Here is a 23,121-nt window from a genome sequence, read left to right as displayed (position 1 = left end):
CTTTTTTATTTTTCAGTGCGGTGAAAGAATGATTAATAAAATTGTGCTCGCCAGTGGCAACAAAGGTAAGTTAAAAGAGTTTAATCAAGTTCTTGCAGACCTAGGTGTCGAAGTCCTACCTCAGTCTGAATTCAATGTTAGCGATGCCGATGAGACTGGCCTAAGCTTTGTTGAAAATGCCATTCTAAAAGCACGCCACGCTGCAGAAATTACGGGACTACCTACATTAGCCGATGACTCAGGGCTAGAGGTAGATGCCCTTCAAGGCGCCCCAGGTATCTATTCAGCACGCTTTTCTGGCGAAGGCGCAACTGATGCCAAGAACAATGAGTTACTTCTAGAAAAGCTTGAAGGCATTCCTAGCGAACAACGCAGCGCTCGTTTCCGCTGTGTTTTAGTCTTTATGCGTCATGCTAACGACCCAACCCCATTAATCTGTCAGGGTAGCTGGGAAGGAACAATTCTCGAACGCGCAAGTGGAAGTAACGGTTTTGGGTACGACCCGCTGTTCTGGATTCCTGAACTGGAAAAAGCATCAGCTGAATTAGCACCTGAACACAAGAATAATCTCAGCCACCGCGGCCAAGCAGTTCAATTGCTGAAGCAAAGCATTGAACCTTACTTGAAGTAACCGTTTATGAGCCTACAGCTGCCACCATTATCTTTATATGTACACATCCCGTGGTGTGTACGTAAATGCCCTTACTGCGATTTTAATTCTCATGCTCAGCGCGATGATCTGCCTGAAACAGAGTACATCCAGTGCTTATTGGATGACTTAGAGTCCGAAAAACACCTCGCACAAGGGCGCAGCATACAAACAATCTTTATTGGTGGCGGCACTCCCAGCTTGTTCTCCGCAGATAACTTTAAAGTATTACTGCAAGGGATTCACAATATTATCCCGCTAGAAAAAGATGCCGAGATCACGCTAGAAGCTAACCCTGGCACTTTCGAGCAAGATAAATTTGTTGGCTATCGAGACGCGGGGATCAACCGGCTTTCTATCGGTGTGCAAAGCTTTAACGATCAGCATCTCGCCAAGCTCGGGCGAATACATAGTTCTGAGAATGCGGTTAAAGCAGCCACATTAGCGCGTGAGCTTTTTCCTAAGTTAAATCTAGACTTGATGCATGGCCTTCCAGATCAAACACTTAAAGGCGCATTGAGTGATTTAGAACAAGCTATAGCATTACAACCTGATCATCTATCTTGGTATCAGCTAACCATAGAGCCCAACACAGAATTTCACTCTCGCCCCCCACTACTCCCTATCGATGACACTCTGTGGGAGATCCAAGAGCAAGGGCAAGCGTTGATCCGCTCCGCAGGTTACAGCCAGTATGAAATTTCTGCCTATGCTAAATCGAATGAAAGCCAAGCCAAACATAATTTAAATTATTGGAAATTTGGTGATTATCTAGGCATAGGTGCAGGTGCTCACGGCAAAATCACACTTCCAGAGCACAACAAAATAATTCGCCGCTGGAAACAAAAACAACCTAAAGCCTATATGAACCCAGAAACACGGCTAACAGGCGATACTGAAATAAGCCCCGAAGAGCTTCCTTTCGAATTTATGCTCAATGCTTTAAGGCTATATCATGGTGTTCCTACAGAACTGTTTATCGAACGAACTGGATTACCCCTATCGATAATCGAGCAATCACTAGTAAAAGCACGACAACAAAAGCTACTAACAAATGAGCTCAATACGCTTTGTCCAACCGAGCAAGGTCGTTGTTTTTTAAACAATTTACTCGCTTTTTTTATGCACTAAGTAGTTTTACGGTTCGCAAACAAGATCATTTGTACTAACTTTAAGAATGAAATTGGATTTTTTGCCGACAGGGATAGGTCAGCTCTCAAATTTTATTCCTAGGCGTAGTTAAAATGACAATAAAATTCAAACTTACGGCATTGATCGCGTTCATTATTATTTCGATCGCATCGATGTACGGCATGCTTCATTTCGCAATCACTAACGTTTCCAGTTTAAAAGATGCTGAAACCGAAGTAAGTCACCTTGAAAGCAGTATGCTGACCCTCCGACGTCATGAAAAAGATTTTTTAGCACGTGATGATATCAAATACCTAAAACGCTTTGACGATACCGTTGCTGCTTTCCAAGCCGAAATAACTACTCTGGAAGAGCACTTAGACCACGCCGGTATTCCGCACGAAAAAACTAAAGACTTACACATTATCATTGATACTTATGCCGACAATTTTCACCAATTAGTAAAGCTCAAACAGGAAATAGGTTTATCTCATAATGAAGGCCTACGAGGCGCACTTCGCAAAGCTGTGCATGGTGCTGAAAGCAAAGTAAAAGAGCTAGATAACTACCACCTATTAGCCGATATTTTACAATTGCGCCGCAATGAAAAAGACTTCCTGATTCGCAAAGACCTAAAATACCGTAAAAAGTTTGAAGCTAACTTCGAGAAGCTTAATAGCGACCTAGAAGCAGAAGTTTTTAATCAAGATGATGTAGCTGAAACCCAGCAGCTACTTGCCACCTATCGCTCAAAATTCCTAACACTGATCGATAATTACGAAAAGCTAGGCCTTAACAGTAAACAAGGCTTGCTGGGCAATATGCGTAAGTCGATCCACAAATCGGAAACCCTACTCGAAGAGCAGGCAATAGAGATTACCGAACGCTTAGAAGCAGAAATAGCCTCTATCCAACTACTATCCAGTATCAAAGCCCTTGTGATTGCCGGTATCGTCTCAGCCATCGCCCTATGGATTGCTAACAATATTATTACCCGTTTACGCAGCCTGCAGCAGGTTATGGGTAGTGCCAAAGAAAACAAAGATCTGACAGTTCGTTATGATGTTGTCGCTAATGATGAATTGAGCGATATGGGGCGAAGCTTCAACAGTATGATGTCAGAGTTCCAAGGCCTGTTGGAACGAGTAAATAACTCTTCTGTACAGTTAAGCGCCGCGGCCGAAGAGGTCTCCGCAATTGCTGTAGAAACCTCTCAAGGGTTAGAGAATCAGAAAGTACAAGTAGTTCAGGTATCTGCCGCTGTACAAGAGATGGAAAGCGCTATGCGCGAGATCGCTCATAACACCGAACTTACCGCCCAAACGGCGAATCACTCACAACAAAGCGCCGCAGAAGGCCAACGCATCATCAGCCACGCGATTGAAAACATTAACAATCTGGCAGAAGGTGCAAGCCAAAGCACCGAGGCTGTCGCATTGTTAGAAGAGAACGGTACCAAGATCGGTACTGTACTAGACGTTATTAAAGGTATTGCCGAACAAACCAACCTACTTGCACTTAACGCTTCAATAGAGGCTGCTCGCGCAGGCGATCATGGCCGTGGTTTCTCAGTCGTTGCCGATGAGGTCCGAGGCCTGGCCGGCCGAAGTCAGGAATCAGCAACCGAAATCGATACCATGATCAACGATCTACAGCAGCAAACAGGCCAAGTATCCAACTTAATGATGCGTAGCGTCGAAGTTAGTGCACAAAGTGCTGAAGAAGCAGGAACTAGTATCAGCGCTCTGGATAAAATCATGAATGACGCTACAAACATTGTAGATATGACTTCTCAGGTCGCTGCTGCTGTGGAACAGCAAACAGCCGTGGCAGGTGATATCAACAACAATGCTGAGCAGATCCAAACGATTGTCGCTGTAGCCAGCGAGCAAGTTGGCCAAAATGCTGAGGCTAGTGAAGAAGTAGCCAAACAAGCAGCATACTTACAGCAGATCGTAGGTCAGTTTAAAGTTAAATAAATACTTTAGAGAGTTATACGGTTGTGAGCTTGCTGATTAATTTCAGCAACTCGCTCCGGCAACTCGCTTAAACAAGATACCTGAGCAGACGCAGTGTCTGATCTATCACTCGATTGCAGATTAACCCAGATAGTCCACAACCCGACAGCTGCAGCTCCTTCCACATCATGCTCATGATTGTCACCCACATGGATAACCTGCTCCGGTCTTAAGCCTGTGTGCGCTAACATCTGTTCAAACATTAATGGGTGCGGCTTCATCTGCCCGACATCATCTGCTTTGAATTGGAAATCGATCAGATCCGCAAGGCCTACTCTATGGATATCAGCATTACCGTTACTCAACGCACCCAGCTGATAGCCTTGCTGCTTCAATTCCAATAGCACTTCACGTGCATGTTCAAAGAAGACCACTTCCTGACGCGCTTGTATAAACACGTCAAAAGCTTGAGCAGCCAACACCTCTACTTCATCCGCACTGTAGCCCGCTTTTTGCAGACCATGCTTCAGCTGAGCCATACGAATCAGCGTTACGCTATGAGCAATTTCTGGAGCATCTTCTAAAACGATCTGACGCAACCCCGCAAGATCATGTAACTTGTAATACTGTAAAAATGCCGGTGCATGCTCAGATATCCAAGCAAACATAGTTTGGTTTGCATGCTGGATAACGGGGTCGACAGCCCAGAGAGTATCGTCTAAATCAAAAGTAATGCAGCGTATCATTTCTGGCTCTTTTTCCGTGCGCGAGGGTGAGCACCTTCGTACACTTTCATTAAATGTTGGAAATCTAAGTGAGTGTAGATTTGTGTTGTTGATATATCTTCATGCCCTAAGAGCTCTTGTACGGCACGAAGGTCACTACTGGATTCAAGCATATGACTAGCAAAACTATGGCGTAATCTATGAGGGTGAACTTTGCCATTCACGCCTAGATACTTACCCCAATAATCCATCCGCTGCTGCACCGAGCGAACACTAATACGGCTGCCTCGCTTACTAACAAAAAGCGCGTTCTCATCATAATTCGCCAATTCATGACGCACATCGAGCCAGCGATCTAAGGCTTCAAGTGCCTTCCTTCCTATGGGCAACTCACGCTCTTTACGGCCTTTACCTACAACTCGAAGACTTCCCTCTGAGAGGTCTAAACTATACAGGTCTATAGCAACCAGCTCTGAGACACGCAGCCCAGAAGAATACATAAGCTCCATCATTGCCGCATCGCGAGCAGATATATTATCGGTTACAGGAACATCGAGCAGTGTCCCCATCTGATCAACATCGAGTGTAGAGGGCAGCTTACGAGGTGATTTAGGCGCTTGCACGGCTGCAGCAGGGTTTTGTTCTACGACCGATTCACGAGATAGAAAATTATAGAAACTACGGATAGCTGACAGAGAGCGCTGAATGCTGCTACCGGCCAGATCTTTACGATGCAGCATCGCTACATACTGGCGAATATGCTTAACTTCAACCGAAGACCAATCAGCCAATGCTTGCTGTTCAGTAAAATCGAGTAACTTAATGAGATCGCGACTGTAATTATCGAGGGTGTGAGAAGAGAGCTGGCGTTCAGTCGCTAGGTAATGAAGAAACTGCTCTAACAGCGCTTCTTTCAACTCTCTCCCCTATCTTTCTTTAATGATCCTGCTGACGCAGAATACGAGAAGCTACGCGGCTTAATACTTCACCAACATAGCTTAGCAATACTGTGCCTTGGCTACTGGTAAAGTAGTTCGCATCAAAGCTACCAATTGCCAACAAACCTAAAGTTTCGCCCTGCACCAACGGTACAACTGCAGCGGATTGAACTTTGATAGCTTCATCACCAAAAATAAATTCATTTTCAGCATCAGACAGACGTCCACAGCTCGGCAGATTAGTGCCGACCAAACTATCAATCACTGCCGCATCTTCACGCAACGTCAGGCGCAGGTTATTCACATCTAAAGGTTTGCTTGTGAACAAGATCAACGCTGTGCTATCGCTAGCAAAGTCTTGGCATAAGCTTTCATCAATCGCGACAGCGATATCATCCAGCGTTTCAGCTTCCAGTAATGCCAATACCATACGTTTAGTCTTTTCGAACTGCAGATCATTATGTCGTGCAATGTCGATCAGATCAGAAAGGTGCGCTGTTAGGTTCTGGTTTTTTTCACGCAGAACCGTGGTCTGACGCTCAACCAAAGAGACAGCTCGACCTGTTTCATGAGGTACGTGTAATTTTTCCAGTAATTTTGCATTACCTGTGAAAAAGTCAGGGTGTTGCTGGAGGTATTCCGCTACCTGAGCTTCGCTAATCTGTCCTGTTTCTTCACTCATACGAAGATCTGTCCTTCATAAACCGTTGTTGCTGGCCCTGTCATAATAACGGGATGGCCTTCACCCTGCCACTCGATCTCAAGATCGCCACCAGGAAGATGAACTGTCACAGGCATATCGAGCAGACCGCGCAATTTTCCTGCAACAACCGCGGCGCACGCACCAGTACCACAAGCAATCGTTTCACCAACGCCACGCTCAAATACACGCAAATTAACTTCATTTCGCGCCAATACCTGCATAAAACCGATATTCGCTTTTGCTGGGAAGCACGTATGAGGCTCTAGCACTGGACCCAATGTTTCTACTGGGGCTGTTTCGGTGTTATCCACAACCAAAACCCCATGCGGGTTGCCCATAGATACCGCACTTAATTCAACTGTTTCAGCTGCGCCTTGATGGTCAACCTCAACAGGGTAAGTAATTGCTTGCTGGTCGGCCGCAAAAGGGATCTCTGAAGGCAGCAATATAGGCTGACCCATATTGACCTCAACTCGCTTATCTTCGCGAATTTTCAGGCACATACGGCCATTAGCCGTCTGCACGACAACTTCAGACTTACCAGTTAAACGCTTATCGCGAACAAACTTGGCGAAGCAACGAGCACCATTACCGCAGTTTTCAACCTCTGAACCGTCTTGGTTGAAGATACGGTAACGGAAATCTACATCTGGATCTGAAGGTGGCTCAACGATTAATAGCTGATCGAATCCAACACCAAAGTTACGATCACCAAGCTTTTTTACCAGTTTAGGCGTAACTTTCACGCGCTGGGTCACTAGATCCAGCACCATAAAGTCATTACCTAAACCGTGCATTTTGGTAAAACGGACTAACATCAATAACCCCTAACGATCCTTAGGTAACAGCTGTTCACCCTTAACTAGATCAGCTAGCGTTTCACGCTTGCGAATCAGGTGGAATTGATTGTCATCTACCATCACTTCCGCAGGACGACCACGGCTGTTGTAGTTAGACGCCATCACAAAGCCATAAGCGCCTGCAGAACAAACAGCGAGTAAATCACCAGCTTCTAGTGTTAGCGCACGATCTTTACCTAAGAAGTCACCCGTTTCACAAACAGGACCTACAAGATCCCATTGTTTCTCTTCACCACCTTCGCGCAACATTACCGGAACAATCTCCTGATAAGCGCTGTATAAAGATGGACGGATCAAGTCATTCATTGCACCATCAATGATTGCGAAATTCTTCTCGCCAGTGCACTTCAAAAACTCAACACGAGTCAGCATTACACCAGCATTGGCCGCGATAGAACGACCAGGCTCAAAAATCAGCTCAAGATCACGACCTTCAACTTTCTTAAGAACTTCAGAAATATACTCTTGAGGCGTTGGAGGCACTTCATCGGTGTAACAAACACCTAGACCACCGCCCAAATCCAAATGCTTAATCGTGATGCCTTGCTCAGCTAACTGATCTACTAGTACCAATACACGATCGAGTGCGTCTAGGAATGGAGTAACTTCCGTTAGCTGACTGCCGATGTGGCAATCCATACCGACAACATCAACATTTTCCATCTGAGCCGCGCGAGCATAAATGCGTACGGCTTCATCAATATCGATACCAAACTTATTCTCTTTTAAACCTGTAGAGATATAAGGATGCGTACCTGCATCTACGTCTGGGTTCACACGGAATGAGATCGCAGCTACTTTGCCTTCAGCGCCAGCGACTTCGTTTACACGCTCAAGCTCAGCTTCTGACTCAATGTTAAAGCAACGAATACCTACTTCCAGTGCTCGAACGATCTCTGCTGGCTGTTTACCAACACCAGAGAAAACAACTTTGGAAGCATCGCCACCTGCACGTAGAACACGTTCTAGCTCACCGGCAGATACGATATCGAAACCTGCACCTAAACGCGCAAGTACATTTAGCACTGCAATGTTGGAGTTAGCTTTTACGGCATAACAAACTAATGAATCATGCCCTTCTAATGCATCTGCGTATGCTAGGTAAGCACGCTCAAGTGCATCTCGAGAATACACATAGGTTGGTGTACCAAACTCTTCGGCAACGCGTGTTAAAGCAATTTCTTCACAGCAGAGCTGCCCATTTTTATATTCGAATGAATCCATGAAAATTCTCTTACTTCTGCTGTGACTTTTTCTGATTTTCTGCATCAGGCAGATACAAAGGGCCTTTCTGGCCACATCCACCCAGTACTAACATACTGAGCAGGACAACTAATCCAATTCGTTTGGTCTGCGTTTTCACAGTGGGAATCCCATTAAACGGTCTAATTCGTCGATTATACCTAGTTCACAGCGATTTCATAAAAACGTTTTGCATATCCAAGTAGATAAAAAGATAAAAACGCCTTTTTGTCGTAATTTTTAGGAGTTAATGAGAACCATTCTTCGGCTTTTAGCTATTGCTTGATATACTTCGCCTCTATAAACACGATTTCAAGGCAATAGCGCCGGAGTAAACATGACTGAAAGCGAATTTAACGATCTGGTTGAAGAAACATTAGAGCAGATTGAAGAGGTGCTAGATGATGCAGAAACCGACATTGACGTTCAGTTCGGTGGTGGGATTCTAACTATCATCTGTGAAAACCGCACTCAGCTTATTTTTACCCGTCAGGCTCCTGTTAAACAACTGTGGTTGGCAACCAAGAGCGGTGGTTTCCACTTTGACTATGATGAAAGCCTTAATAGCTGGGTTTTGGATAGCGACGGCCAAAAGCTTGAAGATTTCTTCGGTCGAGCCTTTGCTGAACAAGCGGGTGAAACACTGACTTTCGATCTATCTGGAGCTTAATATGTCATTCTCAAATGCGCTACAACGCCACTTTGATACCTTTAACCAGTTAGACAAAATTGCTGCTGATAGCCAACTACTTGCCGATCAAATTGAGCAATGCTTCGACCAAGGCGGCAAATTGATCTTTATGGGTAACGGCGGCAGTGCAGCCGACAGCCAGCATCTAGCAGCTGAGTTTGTTGTACGCTACAAAGCGGAACGTCGCCCACTCGCAGCTATAGCACTTACAGTGGATACTTCGATTCTTACCGCTCACAGCAACGACTACAGTTATGATTCTGTTTTCACTCGTCAGCTACAAGCACTAGCCAAGCCCGAAGATCTGATCATCGGCATTTCGACTTCAGGCAACAGTGCTAACGTCATTGATGCGATTGAAGCGGCTAAAGAGATCGGCTGCACCACTTGGGCTTGGACAGGTTCTCACGGTGGTAAGCTAAACGATATTGCCGACCACTTAATCCGTGTGCCATCTGATGAAACAGCACGAATTCAAGAAGCCCACATTTTTGTAGGGCACTGGTTGTGCGAAGAGATGGACAGACGAACCACTAGCAACGCCTAATGGTTCGTCCGCATTAATTTCTATTAATGCAGACCCGCTCAGTCAAGGCGTATAAACGATCCAATGCGCCTTGATTTTCCTTAACAAATGCCTGACCTAACTCGCCAACTCTCTCTCTTTCAGCAGGCGCTTGTATCAACTTCTCGATCTGTTGCTGCAATGCAGTTTCATCTTCTACTACAACCAGCCCGCCAGCTTCTCGTAACGAGTCGCAAATAATTTGGAAGTTAAAGAAGTGTGGCCCCATAACAACGGCTTTCTTTAAAACTGCCGGTTCCAATGGATTATGCCCGCCGCGCTCAATCAAACTACCGCCAACAAACGCAATATCAGCCGCTGCTAACAGTTTCATAAGTTCACCCATAGTGTCGCCAAGATACACTTGAGTTTTGGTGCTCGGCTGTTGACCTAAGCTACGACGCGCCAACTTAAAGCCTTGCTGCTTTATAAGCTCTGCAACTCCGTCAAATCGTTCTGGGTGGCGAGGCACAATGACCAGCAATAGCCCTGGAATACCCTCTAACAGCTTGTGATATACATTTAAGATCGCACTTTCTTCACCTTCATGCGTACTGGCAGCAATAAAGACTGGTCGATCCGCACCCCACATTTCTCGCAGGGCTACAGCCAAACGCTCACTCCCTTCTGGAGCTGATACATCAAATTTGATGGAACCTGTTACCTCCAAAGCGCTCTTTGGAAGGCCCAAATCAACGAAGCGCTGACCATCAACACTATTTTGCGCAGCTATCTTAGTGATCTGCTTTAGCATCTGATCAGCCATCTTGCTGAAACGAGCGTAGCCCTTTGCAGATCTTGCTGATAAACGTGCATTTGCGACTAACACTGGCACATCATGTTTGGCACAACCTGCAATCATGTTTGGCCATAATTCCGTTTCAACAACCACACAACCGCGCGGTTTCACTTTGGAAAGAAAACGATTAATCGCACAGGGCGCATCATAAGGACAGTAATAGTGAGTAACACTATCACCGAAAGTATCGATAATTCTTTCAGCTCCCGTCGGCGTCATAGTAGTCATCACAATGGGCAGCTGCGGATAGCGGGCTTGTATCAGCTTAACGAGAGGAATTATCGCCAGTGCCTCACCGACAGAAACAGCATGAATCCATAAAGGACGATCGTCAAAGGCTGGCGATTGAAAAAAACCAAGTCGCTCTTGCCAACGCTGGCGATAAGCAGGCGCCTTACGACCTCGCAACCATAACTTCAGCAAAATAAACGGTAAAGCGATATAAAACAGGCAAGTATAGAGAGTGCGATTCATAAAAAGTGAGCACATCAGTCGACAATAAAGTCACCTAGTATAACACGCATCGGCTAGCTCCTAAGCGCCCCCATGCTTATAATGCCGTCTATGAATACACTTAAACTTGATCTCGTAATCGTAGGCGGCGGCGTTGCTGGCCTTTGGCTTCTCAATAGAGCAGTAAAAGATGGCTTAAATGCCATTTTGCTAGAAAAAGACACCTTAGGTGGCGGACAGACCATCCGTGCACAAGGGATCATTCATGGCGGTACCAAGTATGCGCTAAACGGCGTACTGACCCAAGCATCCAACACAATCAAAGAGATGCCGCAACGCTGGCGTGATTGCCTAAATGGCAACGGCGAAGTAGACCTCACCTCTGTAAAAGTTCTATCTGAAGCTCACTATATGTGGTCTAAAGGCTCTTTAGGCTCTCGCATGACCACCTTCTTTGCAACCAAAGCCTTTCGCGGACGTGTTGAAGAGGTATCAAAATCAGATCGTCCTAAAGTGTTTTCAAATTCCAAATTTAAAGGCTCTCTATATCGTTTGAATGAGCTGGTATTAAACGTACCAACCGTGATTGATGCACTGAGAGCACCTGTTGAAGATCGCATATTCAAAGCGGATCTCAACCAAGCTGAAATCCAGATTCAAGATCAACAGATTCAGAGCATCTCCTTTAAGGAGCATGACCTAACACTGGAAATTGCTCAGTTGGTGCTGACCTCTGGTGAAGGCTACGAATCTATAGCTAGTCAATTAGCGCTCGAACAGCCTGAAATGCAAAAACGCCCTTTGCATATGGTAATGGTCAAGCACGAACACGATTTACCAACCTTTGCTCATTGCATTGGTACAGGCAGCAAACCGGTGGCAACGATTACCACACACCCTTGCAGTGATGGCAAACAGGTTTGGTACCTTGGTGGTGATGTAGCTGAAACCGGTTTAGATCGTTCTTCATCTGAACAGATTCAATTTGCTAAAAAAGCTATTTCAGATTTACTCCCTTGGGTCGATCTTTCAGATGCGCAATGGAGCACATTCCATGTTAATCGAGCAGAACCTAAACAATCATCTCTATCAAGACCCGATTCTGCTTTTGCACAGAAAGTCGGCAATTGCATCGTGGCTTGGCCAACTAAACTAGCGCTATCGCCTGATCTAGCCGATCAGGTACTACCGTTATGTGAGAAAGCACCATCTGATACTGACCTTTCGCCTCTAACTGTACTTCCTAAGCCGGAAACCGCACAGCCTTTATGGGAGAGTGAGTTTTGATTAAACGCGAGTTAGCTCAAACAGGTTTAAAGATCTCACCCATCGGCCTAGGCACTGTAAAGATCGGTCGAGATAAAGGCGTAAAGTATCCAACGGGGTTCACCATTCCTGATGACAAAGCAGTGCTTGATTTAATCGCACAAGCTAAAGATTTAGGCATCAATCTGATAGATACAGCCCCTGCTTATGGCAATAGCGAAGAGCGTTTAGGGCCTCTGCTTGAAGGACAACGTAACGACTGGGTTATCTGTTCAAAAGTTGGTGAAGAGTTTGACAATACGACTGGTGAATCCGGGTTTAATTTCACGCCTGAGCACGTGCAATTCAGTGTCGAGCGCAGCCTTAAACGCTTACACACTGATTATATTGATATGTTACTAGTGCACTCTGATGGAAATGATGTAGAGATCATCCGCAAATACGGCATCTTGGATGTTCTAGAGGAATTAAAACAGTCAGGAAAAATCCGCGCGACTGGTATGTCGACTAAAACGGTTGAAGGCGGGTTATTAGCTATAGAGAAATCTGACTGTGCGATGGTGACTTACAATCTAAACCATCGAGATGAGGAAGCGGTACTGGACTACGCAGCCCAAAACAATAAAGGCATATTGCTTAAAAAGGCACTCGCTTCGGGCCATATCTGCCTAGATCAAACTCAAGATCCAGTTCAGGCCAGTTTTGATTTTATCTATGCCCATCTTGGCGTAACTTCAGCCATTATTGGCACAATCAATCCTAAGCATCTAGCAAGTAATGTGAACGCGGCTAATACCGCGCTCAACAAACTTGCGATCTAAGCTAGCTTAACCAGAGTGCGATAGCCGACTATTCGTCACTATCGCCCTGAATTTTCTCAACTATTGCTGTGGTAGAGCAGTTATCTAGGAAGGAAAGCACTCTAACCTCACCACCATAACTACGCACGAACTCACCACCAACAACACCTTCAATGCCATAGTCACCGCCTTTGACTAAGACATCAGGCTTCACCTGTTCCAGCAAACGCTCAGGAGTATCTTCAGTAAAGTACAGCACCCAATCGACCGCTTCCAAACCAGACAATACAGCCATGCGACGCTCAACCGGATTAATAGGCCGACCCGGTCCTTTTAAACGACTAACTGATGCATCACTGTTGATAGCTAAGACAAGGCGATCACCTTGGGCTCTCGCTTGTTCAAGGTAACCAACATGACCCGCATGTAAGATATCGAAGCAACCATTAGTAAATACAATACTCTCGCCTGCAGCACGCGCATCAGCTAACGCAATCAGTAACTGCTCTTCAGTCACTACACCACGCTCAGCACCTTGTTCTTTACTCACTGCACGACGCAGTTCTGGCGCACTGATAGCCGCAGTGCCCAATTTACCCACAACAATGCTCGCTGCAATATTAGATAAAGCCACAGCATTAGTGAGTTCCTCTCCCGCCGCCAAGGCAGAAGCTAGAGTAGAGATAACTGTATCGCCGGCACCCGTAACATCAAAAACTTCACGTGCACGCGCAGGGAAATGAACTTCATCACCCTCAGCAAGAATCAAGGTCATACCATGTTCACTGCGGGTCACTAGCAAAGCGTCTAGCTCAAGCTCCTTCGCAAGAGCCTGCCCTTTAGAAACCAGTTCTTCATCAGAGGCACAGTGCCCAACAATCTCTTCAAATTCGGACAGGTTCGGCGTCAATAAGGTCGCACCACGATACTTACTAAAGTCACTGCCTTTAGGATCAACCAGCACAGGTACGCTTTCAGCCTTAGCTGCTTCAATTAAACCTTGGCAATCAGACAGAGTACCTTTACCGTAATCCGACAGCACCAAAACGCCAACGTTACCTAATAAAGGTTCTAATTCTGATTGAATACTTTCGCTGTGTTCAGCAGAGAAAGCCTCTTCAAAATCCAAGCGAATCAATTGTTGGTGACGACTAATAATACGCAATTTAGTGATCGTCGGCTCTTCTTCAGCAATCGAAAAAGCACAGTTCACTCGAGCTGAGGTCAACTGCTTCTGAAGTGCTTCACCCGCTTCATCTTTACCAACCAAACCAACCAAAGAAACACCTGCCCCTAGGGCTGTTACATTCAATGCCACGTTAGCAGCGCCGCCTGGGCGATCTTCATTCTGCTCAACTTTTACCACTGGCACCGGTGCTTCAGGCGAAATTCTTGAGGTTGGCCCATGCCAATAACGATCTAGCATTAGGTCTCCTACAACTAGAACCTGTGCTTTATCAAAACGTGGCATATTGATTTTCATTCAATTTCTCCGTGACTAAGATGCTCAGTCATTTTCAGTAAACTGCTTCTGGTAAAGATCCGCATACATTCCACTTTGCTCTAAAAGCTCCGCATGCGACCCTTTCTCCATAATTCGGCCTTGATCCATCACAACAATCTGGTCTGCTGACTCTATAGTTGAAAGTCGATGCGCGATTACCAAGGTTGTTCGCCCTTTCATTACATTCTCTAGAGCCGCTTGGATATGACGTTCTGACTCTGTATCCAAGGCTGACGTTGCCTCATCAAGAATAAGGACTGGAGTATTTTTCAAAATAGCACGCGCAATCGCGATACGTTGACGTTGACCACCCGATAGTTTGGTACCTTTTTCGCCCACATGCGTATCTAATCCGTCAGACATACGCTCAACAAATTCCATTACATGGGCAGCTCGAGCAGCATCTATTATTGCAGACTCCTCAACATCTGGACTTACACCGTAGGCGATATTCTCACGAATCGTGCCATCAAAAAGGAATACGTTTTGAGTTACTAAGGCGATTTGCGATCGTAATGAGGTCAACTCGTAATCATCTAGTTTATGCCCATTTAACAGAATTGCTCCACTGGTCGGCTCATAAAAACGAGGGATCAAACTTGCCAAAGTGGATTTACCGCTGCCTGATCGGCCGACTAGGGCAACTGTTTGTCCAGGTTCAACATCAAGGTTAAGACGATTAAGGACTGGTTTATTTGGCAGATAAGAGAAACAAAGATCTTTAAACTCGAGGCGGCTACTTCCTTTTTCAGCCTTAGCAACCAGACGCCCAGTGTTTTCTTCTACTGTTTCATCTATTAACTCAAAGATACTTTTAGCGGCAGCAATACCCCGCTGAATAGCGCTATTTACTTCGGTTAATGCACGCAGAGGCTTAGCGATTAGACCCGCAGCTATAATAAAGGCAATAAATTGCCCAGCGGTCATATCATTATTCATCATGGGATGCAGCGCTAAGAAAATCAGCAAGGCTAATGCACTGGAGACAATAATCTGAACAATAGGAACACTCAAACCTTCAGTGAACGCCAATTTCAAACTTTGTCGCAAATTCTGCCCACTAGCTTGTTCAAAACGTTCTCTTTCTTTCTCACAGCCACCAAAGGTACGAACAATTTGAACGCCTTGAACGTTTTCTGAAGCTACATGCGTAACATCCCCCATAGAGTCTTGGATACGATGCCCCAAACGACGAAACCGCTTTGAGGCAATCATTACAACCAAAGCAATTAATGGAGAGACAGCCACAAAAACAAGTGTCAGTTGCCAATTAAGATAAAGCAGATATCCAAAAAGACCTATAACAGTCATACCTTCTCGGACAGTCACTTTAAGCGAGTCTGTAGCCGCATTTGTGACCTGTTCAACATTGTATGAAATTTTAGACAGGATATGCCCTGATGAATTGTTGTGAAAATAATCTAGCGGTATTTGCAGCAACTTATCGAACATCACAATTCTAAGCTGGTGCACAATATTACGCGCTACGTAGGCAGTGAAAAAGTTACCCATAAAAGTGCCAATGCCGCGAACGATTGCTATTCCAATCACTGCAAGTGGACCATATATATACGTCCCCTCTTTTTCCTCACCAATGGCATCAATCAAGTATTCCATCAAAGCAGCAAAACCAGTCTGGGCACTGGCATAGAGGATAAATCCAAAGATGCCCAATAAAAAAGGTAGCCAATAAGGGCGAACATAGGTTAAAAGACGAAAATAAATTTTCATCCCCACACCTTTTTCTTGGTCATTTTTAGACATAAACAGGCATTAATCCTCATAAAGTAGCGCGCTATTATAACCTGATGATATAACTTCCCCAACCTTCTCTCTGGCTGACGAACAAGGACATACGTATAATCAGCAGCTTATTGATCAAGATCTGATTGACCGTGAATAAAACTGAATCCTTTTTAGCCCCTAAGTACTGGCCAACTTGGCTAGGCGTTATTCTACTGAGAATGCTCGCTTTACTGCCTTTTAAAATGGGTTTAGCTTTCGGCCGTCTGTTAGGTCTCGCGCTTTATTATCTGCTACCTAAGCGTCGTCACATTACCACCGTGAATTGCCAGTTATGCTTTCCTGAACTTAACGAGAGCGAACAGAAAAAATTTGTTCGGGAGGTTTTCAAAAATAACAGTATCGGTTTAGTGGAGACCGCTTGGTCATATTGGGGTAACAAAAAAGCCTTACAAGATCGCACTGAATACCGCGGGTTTGAATTATTGGATGATGCCTTGAAACAAGAACGTGGCGTCATCTTACTTGGCGCCCATTATTCTCACTTAGATTTAGGCGGTATGCTTTTTTCTGGACATGGCGCGCCATTGATTTCCATGTACCGCCAACACAACAATCCGTTAATGGAAAAAATAATTAGTGAGGGGCGCGCTTCGTTTAGCAGACCTATTGAACGAAAGCAGTTACGAGAAATAATCCGCTGCTTAAAGAAAAATCAGGTTGTCTGGTATGGCCCTGATCAAGACATGGGACATAAAACATCCGTATTTGTACCATTTTTCGGTCAAACTGCAGCGACCGTGACAGCCACAACGCGCATGGTAAAATTGAACAATTCACCTCTTCTGTCAATGCAACAACGCCGTAAAGAAGACGATTCTGGATACATTGTAGAAATTGTCCCTGTAGATAACTTCCCTAGCGGGGATGAAGTAGAAGACGCAACATTGGTTAATTTAGCCGTTGAAGCAGGCGTAAGAAAAGCTCCCACACAATATATGTGGGTTCACAAACGATTTAAAACACAGTTAAATGGCAAGGAAAGCCCTTATCAGAAATCCTCAACGCAGTAGGACCACCGATGAAGTTGCCTTTAAAGATTATTTTAGTTAATCGATTTTCCAAAATTATTGGAGCGTTAGTTAAAGGATTTTCTTTCCTTTTTCACTTCCTGTTCCCAAACAAGCGCTTCACAATACCTACTCACAGCGCCCCATTAATAAAATCTTCAAAGCGTACAAAAATTCCAAAAGTCATCTGGCAAACCAACTACACCAACCGCGTAAGCCTACCTGTATACTGCAACTACTTGTTCAATAGATTGATTTCTCCAGATTTTGAATACCGCTATGTTAGCACTGAAGATCGTCTAACATTTATTAAAGATAATATGCCTCCTGAGGTAGCCTCAGCATATGAAAAGCTTACGAATGGAGCTGCCCAAGCTGACTTATGGCGCATGATAACTCTTAATCACCACGGCGGCGTGTATATGGATATCGATGCGCATGCTGTATGGCCATTATCGAAGATGATTAAAGAAGATGATGAAGAGATTTTTTTGCTTAATAAAGAGCACTATACAAACTACTTTATCGCCAGCACGCCGCAAAATCGATTTTTGAATACAACAATAGAAATCATCGTAAAGAACATTCAAGACAAAAAGATTGGTTCTGGTGTTTACGACCTAACTGGTCCAACAGTGTTCAATAATGCGATAGGCTCTGAATCTGTAAATCATCGCTATTACAAGATCACTTGTATTCAAGGTAGTTTTACCAATGAGCATTTCCAATATATTGATAAGCCAAAAGGGAAATGGACTCATATGAAAAAAGAAGATCTTTTAAAAGACTAATGCGAATCAACTAAAACTTTCCCATTTGGAGCACTATTAATGAGCAGGCGGATTATGCAGTTGTGCCTATCACCAAATTTTGGTGGCCTAGAGCTCTATATGCAGCGTTTGACCAGTTATCTACAAACCCAAACACCAACTCATGCTGGGATCGCTCGAGAAAGCAAACTGGACAGCGTACTGTCTGAACATCATGATCTGCCAATTTTGCGCTTGCAAAAGCATGCCTGGAAAAATATATTCAAAAATGCAAAACGCCTAGCTAAATATGTTGATGAGCATGAAATCGACCTGATCCATTTGCACTGGACAAAAGACCTTCCTCTCTGCGTCTTAGCAAAAAAATTAAGTAAACGTAATCCTAAACTCGTCCAGAGCCGTCATATGAATATGACTCGCTTCAAGAGTGACTTCTATCATCGATACCTCTATAAAAATATCGATCTAATGATCGCCGTGACACAGCAAGTAAAGGATCAGATCACACGCTTCATACCCGCAGAAATATGCCCTCCCGTGAAGACCTCTTATATTGGGGCTCCAGTTTATCAGCAACTAAACAAAGAATTAAAAACAGACCTAAAAAAGCAATACCAGCTAGAGAATTCCTTTATCGTTACCCTTGCTGGTCGTATTGAACCTGCTAAGGGGCAAGCCCTATTAGTATCGGCACTTGAACATTTAAGAATCCCTAATGTGCATCTGATGTTCATAGGTGACGCAATGGAAACTGAGTACCTAGAACAATTCAGAAACAGTATTGTAGAGAAAGGATTAACTGAACAAGTAAGATTTACGGGGTTTGTAAACAATGTTCAAGATCTCATGGCGATCAGTGATTGTGTAGTTTTAGCCACCGATAAAGAAACCTTCGGAATGGTGCTAATCGAAGCGATGCATACAGGAACGGCTGTTATTGCGAGTAATAGCGGAGGTCCTCTAGAGATCATCAATGACAAAGAAGATGGATTGTTATTTACTAGTGGGTCTGCTGAAGATTTAGCCGAAAAGCTCAAACTCTATTACAACGATCATGAATTGAGAGAAAAACTTGCCGATGCCGGCAGAGCAAAAGCACAAGCTGTTTTTGAAAGTAATACTCAATTCTCTGAAGTATATGAATTGCTGCATAACTTCTAATTCAAGCTGAGATAATAGCCTTATTTTCTAGTGATAAACTACTGAAGATAAACCCAATCTATCCTACTAGGTAAATAGGGCTATCAGATACCTTTGCTGTTTCAAAGCTCAAGATACCAGCTGACTTATCCATCAACTGTTTACTTTCCACGCTGATGTTTTCTTGCTTCAGATACTTTTCCAGAGGTAACTCGACCTCGTTGCTCCAAAGTACAATTACATCGCGATCTGATTTACGGTCTTTGCAAACGAGCTGATATACCTCTCCTTGCTTTTGGTAATGATGTACTTCTACATCCCCTAAAACGTCCAACATAGCTTTGTAAACCCAAAAGGCTTCGCGCTTACGTAACCCTTCTCGGCTATCAACTAAGCCATATCCGGGCGCGATAAGCTGATGCCAGTGAACAGATTCAACTCTCTGTGTAGCCAGAGCCTGCAGATGGTAGCGAAGTAAAAAGTTGGCATAGTCGCTTTCACTTACGCACTCAGTTTCGCTTGTAGGTGCCCAGGGAGCTGTATTGGACAGAGGCCAATTTGCCTCTGTCAGCAGTAATTTGCTGGAGGTTTTAGAGCTTAATCTAGCAATGCTATGAAGGAGCGTAATTTTATTAAAGGTATCAAATACCTTCATTTGTGGATTCTCTGGTGCACCGCGCCTGTCTACATAGAGAAGTGCTGCGACTTTATCGAACTTCAATCTAAAGCCATTAAATAGAGCTCTAATCAGGTAAGGGTATTCAAAGTCAATAACTGAAGGGCCTATTAGCTTTAAACCCTCAAACTGTCGATCACGAACTTTCTGTACCACCTGATAAAATTGTAGATACTCAGCTACTGAGAAGAAGCCCCACTTAGAACGATTGATCGTAGTTCCGATTTGAAACAGGTTTACTGAAGGTGAGAAAACATCGAAGACTCTGGCAATATCTTTAGCAAGCAGTTGATGATCACCAATATGCTGACGATCTTGCACTACCACTAAGAGAATTTCTTTCTCTCCAAACCCCGCCAAAAACTGATAATACTCATCGATACGATCCATTTCCGACAGGAAAAATCGCACCTGTAAGCTTTTACAGCCCAGCTCCTCAACCAACGCATATTGCTCTTCCCCTTTGTCTAAATTGACACAAAGAGAAAAGAAATGCGCTGAAGACGGCTCCACTTTTCGATTAAAGAGCCATGCGATCAGAGCTAAAGGAAATACTATACAAGATGTCAAAAGCGTAAGCAGATAGTCTTTTAAGTGCTTTCGCTTCATCCGTTTTTTATAAGCTCTGTCAGTAATGATTCGCGGTTGATCGGAATAGTGATCCCACGGATGTAAATCATCTTCAGAACCAGGTTTAGGCGCTGGCAAGACGCTCTCCTACTAAACACATAACTTTTTTAAACCTGTTCCGTTAATTGAAGTAGTTCTTTTTCAATTTCCAAGTACAGTTCATTTGAATAGTCTTTAGGGACAGTAAAGTTATGCTGGTTTTCCGTTTGATTGACCGAAGCCCATCGAGCCGGAGAAGCAACCTTTACATCACCGAAGAAAGATATAGTTTTAAGATTAGACCCAGCGGCTAAATGCATAGGGCCCGTTGACGTACTAACAAACAAAGAGAAATTACTCAACAGCAGAGCAAAGTCATAAACGCTACCCTGCGATCGGTGCAAAACCGCCTGATCCCCAAGTGCAGCATCTGTTTCAGCAATTAAAGACTCATCATCAGGGCCAAAGGTAAACACGACCCTATGCTTGTTCTGCTTAATTACTGCTTGAGCTAGACGGATATAATCCTGCAGCGTCAGATTACCATCTGTACTACCACCACTGCCTGGATGAAAAGCAACGATGGGGCGATCATTCTCTAACTGATATTGCGCATTAAATGCTTCCAAAGCCTGAATTGAATCTTCCTTCGCAAACCCAAACAATGGCGCCTGTATACCCGTTTCGATTTGGCTATCGAGCGCTTTTAGAAGATCTAAGTTATAAGCAAACTCCGTTTTTTTCACCTGACTGCGACGCTGCTTAACTCGGCAGTTAAACCAGATTTGCGCCAGTTTAGTCGCCGGCCCTATACGCTTAGGAATGCCTGATCGCCACAAAAGAAAGCCTAATTGTGAGTCGATAAATGCAGAAATACTTACGGAACACTTTGCTTTTTTTACCGCCGCTAATGTAGCGCCAAGATTGTCAGGCTGATACTCAATCACCTCATCAATATAAGGTAACTGCTGCGCTAAACTGAGATTGATCTTAGACACTAAAGCAACCAAGCGCAGCTCTGGTCTAGCTGCCTTTAAGCATTGGAACATCGGCAGAGCAACAACAAAGTCGCCAATCTTGTCGTGGCGAGTAATTAAGACACTAGTTGTCATTGGCGTTCTCGACCCTACCGCTACTGTCTTTGGCTGCTTTATTCAGCTCATACAGTTTCATATATTTATAAAAATTCGTCGCCATATGTGAAAAGGCGATAATCAATCCTGCAGACCCATCCATAAAACCACGCTTTAAAAAATAGGTTTTAAAGAAGGAGTAGATGCCATTCAAGCTAGCTTTCAGCGGTGAAGACTTCTTTATGCCTTGCTTATCTTCTGCAAAAAGAGAGGAGTACTTATCAAGCTTAACGATAAACTGAGAGATATTCTGATAAGGATAGTGACGCACGGTACCTGCTAGGTTTTCGACTTCGAAGCCTTCGGTGACAACAAGCTCATGCACTTTACTGCTATTAAAGTTGGTCTTGGTACGATCATACAGACGTACAATCACATCTTTGCCCCAACAATGCTTAACTTCACGCTCTTTGTAAAAGTTACTGCGCGTAATTGAATACACCTTATCAGAGTCTAATGAGCGTTGTGCCAATGCGGAGATAAACTCATCTGAAAGCACTTCATCCGCATCCAATGACAATACCCAGTCATGCTTAGCATAACTAGCAGCACGCTGTTTCGTTTCACCAAAACCTAAAAATGGCCCCTCGACTAAATTTACATTCTCGAAGTTGGAAACCAGTGATTGTGTGCCATCATCCGATCCATTGTCATAGATCACCACATCGGTAAAACAGGCCAAAGCCTCCAAAACAGGAACAATAGTTTCTGCGCCATTTTTAACGATAATAACGCATGAGATATGGTCGATATTAGTCATTAACGGGCTTACCTTTTAAGCGCTTCTTGAAATTCTTAAAGCGTTTATTCTTGTTAGAAAAGAGCTTTACCTGCTCTGCAAAATCATCAGAAACAGTGCTATGTTGAGCGTACTCTTTTGCAATAACATCTAAATCTTCGTCTCTCGCCCAGAGTTTTTCAAAACCCCGTGCTCGCATTTCGTTATCAAGCTCAAGTTGTAGCATGCGATTAACATCAACAATCTTAAACTCATATCCACCATCAGCGAGTTTTCGGATCAAGATATTACCCGGCGAATAATCTTTGTGGAAAAATCCAGCTTCGTGCAGCGCTAAAGAGAACCTCGCAAATGCTTTAAACACTTCCGGTCGATCCGGAAAATCTAAGTCCAGTAAGGGCTCACGGATCGTAAAATCATAAGCGTAATGCTCACTGACAAAATAACTATTAGAAATTAAGCCACCGTCAAAGTACTCAACATAGGCAACAGGTGTTGGCGTAAAGTCACCCAATAACAGAGAGTTCTGATAAGATTTTTCAGCTTTACTCGGCCTAAGGTACGTATAGATACAACGCCTTAGTAAGTTCGGCACTTTGAAAGACTTCAAGACCAATGATTCATCCAAGCAATCAACTATCTTCAGTTCATTCCGGGCTTTATGAATGGATGCATCACTGCTATCAAACAAAGCAGGCACATCTTTCAAAATCGCACTAAAGCGCTGACAATTTGGATTTACAACTGATTTCATAAGGTTAGATGCATCTCAATGGCCTAAACAGGATCAATGCGCTACGGTTTAGGCTCAAAAGGCATAGGCCTTTTCTAAAATTAAAACAACGGATTTAGGCGCAGTTTAACATAAGCTGATTTATTCATATCATTGATTTACTCCTAAGATACATAGGTAAATTGAAACTTTCCTATTTTATCTATGTCCTAGAAGCTTCTGAA

At 44.0% G+C, this 23,121-nt stretch carries 23 protein-coding genes; 10 read left to right on the top strand and 13 right to left on the bottom strand.

What is annotated here, in order from left to right; all coding sequences use genetic code 11:
- Window positions 1-28 precede the first annotated feature (28 nt).
- The 3 genes from ACMXYN_RS01435 to ACMXYN_RS01425 all read left to right on the top strand — a co-directional run bounded on the left by ACMXYN_RS01435 (window position 29) and on the right by ACMXYN_RS01425 (window position 3,759).
- Window positions 29-631 (top strand): XTP/dITP diphosphatase, encoded by a 603-nt coding sequence (locus ACMXYN_RS01435; protein WP_415893169.1) that lies wholly within the window; start codon window positions 29-31, stop codon window positions 629-631.
- A 6-nt stretch (window positions 632-637) separates the two neighbouring features.
- Window positions 638-1,780: a radical SAM family heme chaperone HemW gene (hemW, locus tag ACMXYN_RS01430; protein ID WP_415893168.1), complete on the top strand. Its 1,143-nt coding sequence runs from the start codon at window positions 638-640 to the stop codon at window positions 1,778-1,780.
- A gap of 113 nt (window positions 1,781-1,893) precedes the next feature.
- Complete coding sequence (locus ACMXYN_RS01425; RefSeq protein ID WP_415893167.1) at window positions 1,894-3,759, top strand: methyl-accepting chemotaxis protein; 1,866 nt, start codon at window positions 1,894-1,896, stop codon at window positions 3,757-3,759.
- A gap of 5 nt (window positions 3,760-3,764) precedes the next feature.
- On the opposite strand, the gene ACMXYN_RS01420 is transcribed toward ACMXYN_RS01425, so the two are convergent.
- The 6 genes from ACMXYN_RS01420 to lptM are packed head-to-tail and all read right to left on the bottom strand — an operon-like array spanning window position 3,765 to window position 8,327.
- Window positions 3,765-4,484: an HAD family hydrolase gene (locus ACMXYN_RS01420; RefSeq protein WP_415893166.1), complete on the bottom strand. Its 720-nt coding sequence runs from the start codon at window positions 4,482-4,484 to the stop codon at window positions 3,765-3,767.
- Window positions 4,481-5,380: a tyrosine recombinase XerC gene (gene xerC, locus ACMXYN_RS01415; protein ID WP_415893165.1), complete on the bottom strand. Its 900-nt coding sequence runs from the start codon at window positions 5,378-5,380 to the stop codon at window positions 4,481-4,483. Before xerC ends, ACMXYN_RS01420 begins: the two co-directional genes overlap by 4 nt.
- Window positions 5,381-5,399: 19 nt before the next feature.
- Window positions 5,400-6,083, bottom strand: a complete 684-nt coding sequence (locus tag ACMXYN_RS01410; protein ID WP_415893164.1) for a DUF484 family protein — start codon at window positions 6,081-6,083, stop codon at window positions 5,400-5,402.
- Entirely contained in the window at window positions 6,080-6,922 is an 843-nt protein-coding gene (gene dapF, locus ACMXYN_RS01405) for a diaminopimelate epimerase (RefSeq protein ID WP_415893163.1), read from the bottom strand. Before dapF ends, ACMXYN_RS01410 begins: the two co-directional genes overlap by 4 nt.
- Before the next feature lie 9 nt (window positions 6,923-6,931).
- Window positions 6,932-8,188 (bottom strand): diaminopimelate decarboxylase, encoded by a 1,257-nt coding sequence (gene lysA / locus ACMXYN_RS01400; protein WP_415893162.1) that lies wholly within the window; start codon window positions 8,186-8,188, stop codon window positions 6,932-6,934.
- Between the two features lie 10 nt (window positions 8,189-8,198).
- Window positions 8,199-8,327 carry an LPS translocon maturation chaperone LptM gene (gene lptM / locus ACMXYN_RS01395; RefSeq protein ID WP_415883207.1) on the bottom strand — a complete coding sequence of 43 codons (129 nt, stop codon included), beginning with the start codon at window positions 8,325-8,327 and terminating at the stop codon, window positions 8,199-8,201.
- Window positions 8,328-8,543: 216 nt separating this feature from the next.
- Between lptM and cyaY the strand changes: the two genes are divergently transcribed.
- Entirely contained in the window at window positions 8,544-8,876 is a 333-nt protein-coding gene (cyaY, locus tag ACMXYN_RS01390; protein ID WP_415893161.1) for an iron donor protein CyaY, read from the top strand.
- Between the two features lies 1 nt (window position 8,877).
- Window positions 8,878-9,444: an SIS domain-containing protein gene (locus tag ACMXYN_RS01385; RefSeq protein WP_415883205.1), complete on the top strand. Its 567-nt coding sequence runs from the start codon at window positions 8,878-8,880 to the stop codon at window positions 9,442-9,444.
- 13 nt (window positions 9,445-9,457) lie between these two features.
- Here the strand turns inward: ACMXYN_RS01385 and waaA are convergent, their stop codons facing one another.
- Window positions 9,458-10,735, bottom strand: coding sequence for a lipid IV(A) 3-deoxy-D-manno-octulosonic acid transferase (waaA, locus tag ACMXYN_RS01380; RefSeq protein WP_415893160.1), 1,278 nt, complete (start codon window positions 10,733-10,735; stop codon window positions 9,458-9,460).
- Between the two features lie 90 nt (window positions 10,736-10,825).
- Between waaA and ACMXYN_RS01375 the strand changes: the two genes are divergently transcribed.
- Window positions 10,826-12,001 (top strand): FAD-dependent oxidoreductase, encoded by a 1,176-nt coding sequence (locus ACMXYN_RS01375; protein ID WP_415893159.1) that lies wholly within the window; start codon window positions 10,826-10,828, stop codon window positions 11,999-12,001.
- Window positions 11,998-12,801 carry an aldo/keto reductase gene (locus tag ACMXYN_RS01370; protein ID WP_415893158.1) on the top strand — a complete coding sequence of 268 codons (804 nt, stop codon included), beginning with the start codon at window positions 11,998-12,000 and terminating at the stop codon, window positions 12,799-12,801. The genes ACMXYN_RS01375 and ACMXYN_RS01370 overlap by 4 nt, the downstream gene beginning before the upstream one ends.
- A 28-nt stretch (window positions 12,802-12,829) precedes the next feature.
- Here the strand turns inward: ACMXYN_RS01370 and hldE are convergent, their stop codons facing one another.
- On the bottom strand, window positions 12,830-14,263 hold the full coding sequence (gene hldE, locus ACMXYN_RS01365) for a bifunctional D-glycero-beta-D-manno-heptose-7-phosphate kinase/D-glycero-beta-D-manno-heptose 1-phosphate adenylyltransferase HldE (protein WP_415893157.1): 1,434 nt from the start codon (window positions 14,261-14,263) through the stop codon (window positions 12,830-12,832).
- A 24-nt stretch (window positions 14,264-14,287) separates the two neighbouring features.
- Window positions 14,288-16,048: a lipid A export permease/ATP-binding protein MsbA gene (gene msbA, locus ACMXYN_RS01360; protein ID WP_415893156.1), complete on the bottom strand. Its 1,761-nt coding sequence runs from the start codon at window positions 16,046-16,048 to the stop codon at window positions 14,288-14,290.
- A 131-nt stretch (window positions 16,049-16,179) separates the two neighbouring features.
- Here msbA and lpxL point away from each other — a divergent pair, with 131 nt between their 5' ends.
- Genes lpxL through ACMXYN_RS01345 form a run of 3 tightly spaced genes read left to right on the top strand, consistent with a single transcriptional unit; the run spans window position 16,180 to window position 19,028 of the window.
- Window positions 16,180-17,100: an LpxL/LpxP family Kdo(2)-lipid IV(A) lauroyl/palmitoleoyl acyltransferase gene (lpxL, locus tag ACMXYN_RS01355; protein ID WP_415893155.1), complete on the top strand. Its 921-nt coding sequence runs from the start codon at window positions 16,180-16,182 to the stop codon at window positions 17,098-17,100.
- 8 nt (window positions 17,101-17,108) lie between these two features.
- Window positions 17,109-17,888: a glycosyltransferase family 32 protein gene (locus ACMXYN_RS01350; protein ID WP_415893154.1), complete on the top strand. Its 780-nt coding sequence runs from the start codon at window positions 17,109-17,111 to the stop codon at window positions 17,886-17,888.
- A gap of 39 nt (window positions 17,889-17,927) precedes the next feature.
- A complete protein-coding gene (locus ACMXYN_RS01345) occupies window positions 17,928-19,028 on the top strand; it encodes a glycosyltransferase family 4 protein (RefSeq protein ID WP_415893153.1) in 1,101 nt (366 codons plus the stop codon).
- 58 nt (window positions 19,029-19,086) lie between these two features.
- Here ACMXYN_RS01345 and ACMXYN_RS01340 read toward each other — a convergent pair whose 3' ends face one another.
- The 4 genes from ACMXYN_RS01340 to ACMXYN_RS01325 are packed head-to-tail and all read right to left on the bottom strand — an operon-like array spanning window position 19,087 to window position 22,918.
- Entirely contained in the window at window positions 19,087-20,391 is a 1,305-nt protein-coding gene (locus tag ACMXYN_RS01340; RefSeq protein ID WP_415893152.1) for a hypothetical protein, read from the bottom strand.
- A 29-nt stretch (window positions 20,392-20,420) separates the two neighbouring features.
- Window positions 20,421-21,404 carry a glycosyltransferase family 9 protein gene (locus ACMXYN_RS01335; protein ID WP_415893151.1) on the bottom strand — a complete coding sequence of 328 codons (984 nt, stop codon included), beginning with the start codon at window positions 21,402-21,404 and terminating at the stop codon, window positions 20,421-20,423.
- Complete coding sequence (locus tag ACMXYN_RS01330; protein WP_415893150.1) at window positions 21,394-22,185, bottom strand: glycosyltransferase family 2 protein; 792 nt, start codon at window positions 22,183-22,185, stop codon at window positions 21,394-21,396. Before ACMXYN_RS01330 ends, ACMXYN_RS01335 begins: the two co-directional genes overlap by 11 nt.
- On the bottom strand, window positions 22,178-22,918 hold the full coding sequence (locus ACMXYN_RS01325) for a hypothetical protein (protein WP_415893149.1): 741 nt from the start codon (window positions 22,916-22,918) through the stop codon (window positions 22,178-22,180). The genes ACMXYN_RS01330 and ACMXYN_RS01325 overlap by 8 nt, the downstream gene beginning before the upstream one ends.
- Window positions 22,919-23,121 lie beyond the last annotated feature (203 nt).

This window comes from Neptuniibacter sp. PT8_73 (assembly GCF_047778045.1).
GTDB lineage: Bacteria > Pseudomonadota > Gammaproteobacteria > Pseudomonadales > Balneatricaceae > Neptuniibacter.
Note: the sequence above shows the minus strand (reverse complement) of the source record. Positions and strands in the feature narration are given on the sequence as shown.

Excerpts from the sequence above, each read along its gene's own strand:
- waaA (WP_415893160.1), bottom strand. The coding sequence starts at position 10,735 with ATGAATCGCACTCTCTATACTTGCCTGTTTTATATCGCTTTACCGTTT.
- hldE (WP_415893157.1), bottom strand. The coding sequence starts at position 14,263 with ATGAAAATCAATATGCCACGTTTTGATAAAGCACAGGTTCTAGTTGTA.
- ACMXYN_RS01375 (WP_415893159.1), top strand. The coding sequence starts at position 10,826 with ATGAATACACTTAAACTTGATCTCGTAATCGTAGGCGGCGGCGTTGCT.
- ACMXYN_RS01325 (WP_415893149.1), bottom strand. The coding sequence starts at position 22,918 with ATGAAATCAGTTGTAAATCCAAATTGTCAGCGCTTTAGTGCGATTTTG.
- ACMXYN_RS01425 (WP_415893167.1), top strand. The coding sequence starts at position 1,894 with ATGACAATAAAATTCAAACTTACGGCATTGATCGCGTTCATTATTATT.
- hemW (WP_415893168.1), top strand. The coding sequence starts at position 638 with ATGAGCCTACAGCTGCCACCATTATCTTTATATGTACACATCCCGTGG.
- cyaY (WP_415893161.1), top strand. The coding sequence starts at position 8,544 with ATGACTGAAAGCGAATTTAACGATCTGGTTGAAGAAACATTAGAGCAG.
- msbA (WP_415893156.1), bottom strand. The coding sequence starts at position 16,048 with ATGTCTAAAAATGACCAAGAAAAAGGTGTGGGGATGAAAATTTATTTT.
- ACMXYN_RS01335 (WP_415893151.1), bottom strand. The coding sequence starts at position 21,404 with ATGACAACTAGTGTCTTAATTACTCGCCACGACAAGATTGGCGACTTT.
- ACMXYN_RS01410 (WP_415893164.1), bottom strand. The coding sequence starts at position 6,083 with ATGAGTGAAGAAACAGGACAGATTAGCGAAGCTCAGGTAGCGGAATAC.
- dapF (WP_415893163.1), bottom strand. The coding sequence starts at position 6,922 with ATGTTAGTCCGTTTTACCAAAATGCACGGTTTAGGTAATGACTTTATG.
- lysA (WP_415893162.1), bottom strand. The coding sequence starts at position 8,188 with ATGGATTCATTCGAATATAAAAATGGGCAGCTCTGCTGTGAAGAAATT.
- ACMXYN_RS01385 (WP_415883205.1), top strand. The coding sequence starts at position 8,878 with ATGTCATTCTCAAATGCGCTACAACGCCACTTTGATACCTTTAACCAG.
- ACMXYN_RS01350 (WP_415893154.1), top strand. The coding sequence starts at position 17,109 with ATGAAGTTGCCTTTAAAGATTATTTTAGTTAATCGATTTTCCAAAATT.
- ACMXYN_RS01330 (WP_415893150.1), bottom strand. The coding sequence starts at position 22,185 with ATGACTAATATCGACCATATCTCATGCGTTATTATCGTTAAAAATGGC.
- ACMXYN_RS01420 (WP_415893166.1), bottom strand. The coding sequence starts at position 4,484 with ATGATACGCTGCATTACTTTTGATTTAGACGATACTCTCTGGGCTGTC.
- ACMXYN_RS01435 (WP_415893169.1), top strand. The coding sequence starts at position 29 with ATGATTAATAAAATTGTGCTCGCCAGTGGCAACAAAGGTAAGTTAAAA.
- ACMXYN_RS01345 (WP_415893153.1), top strand. The coding sequence starts at position 17,928 with ATGAGCAGGCGGATTATGCAGTTGTGCCTATCACCAAATTTTGGTGGC.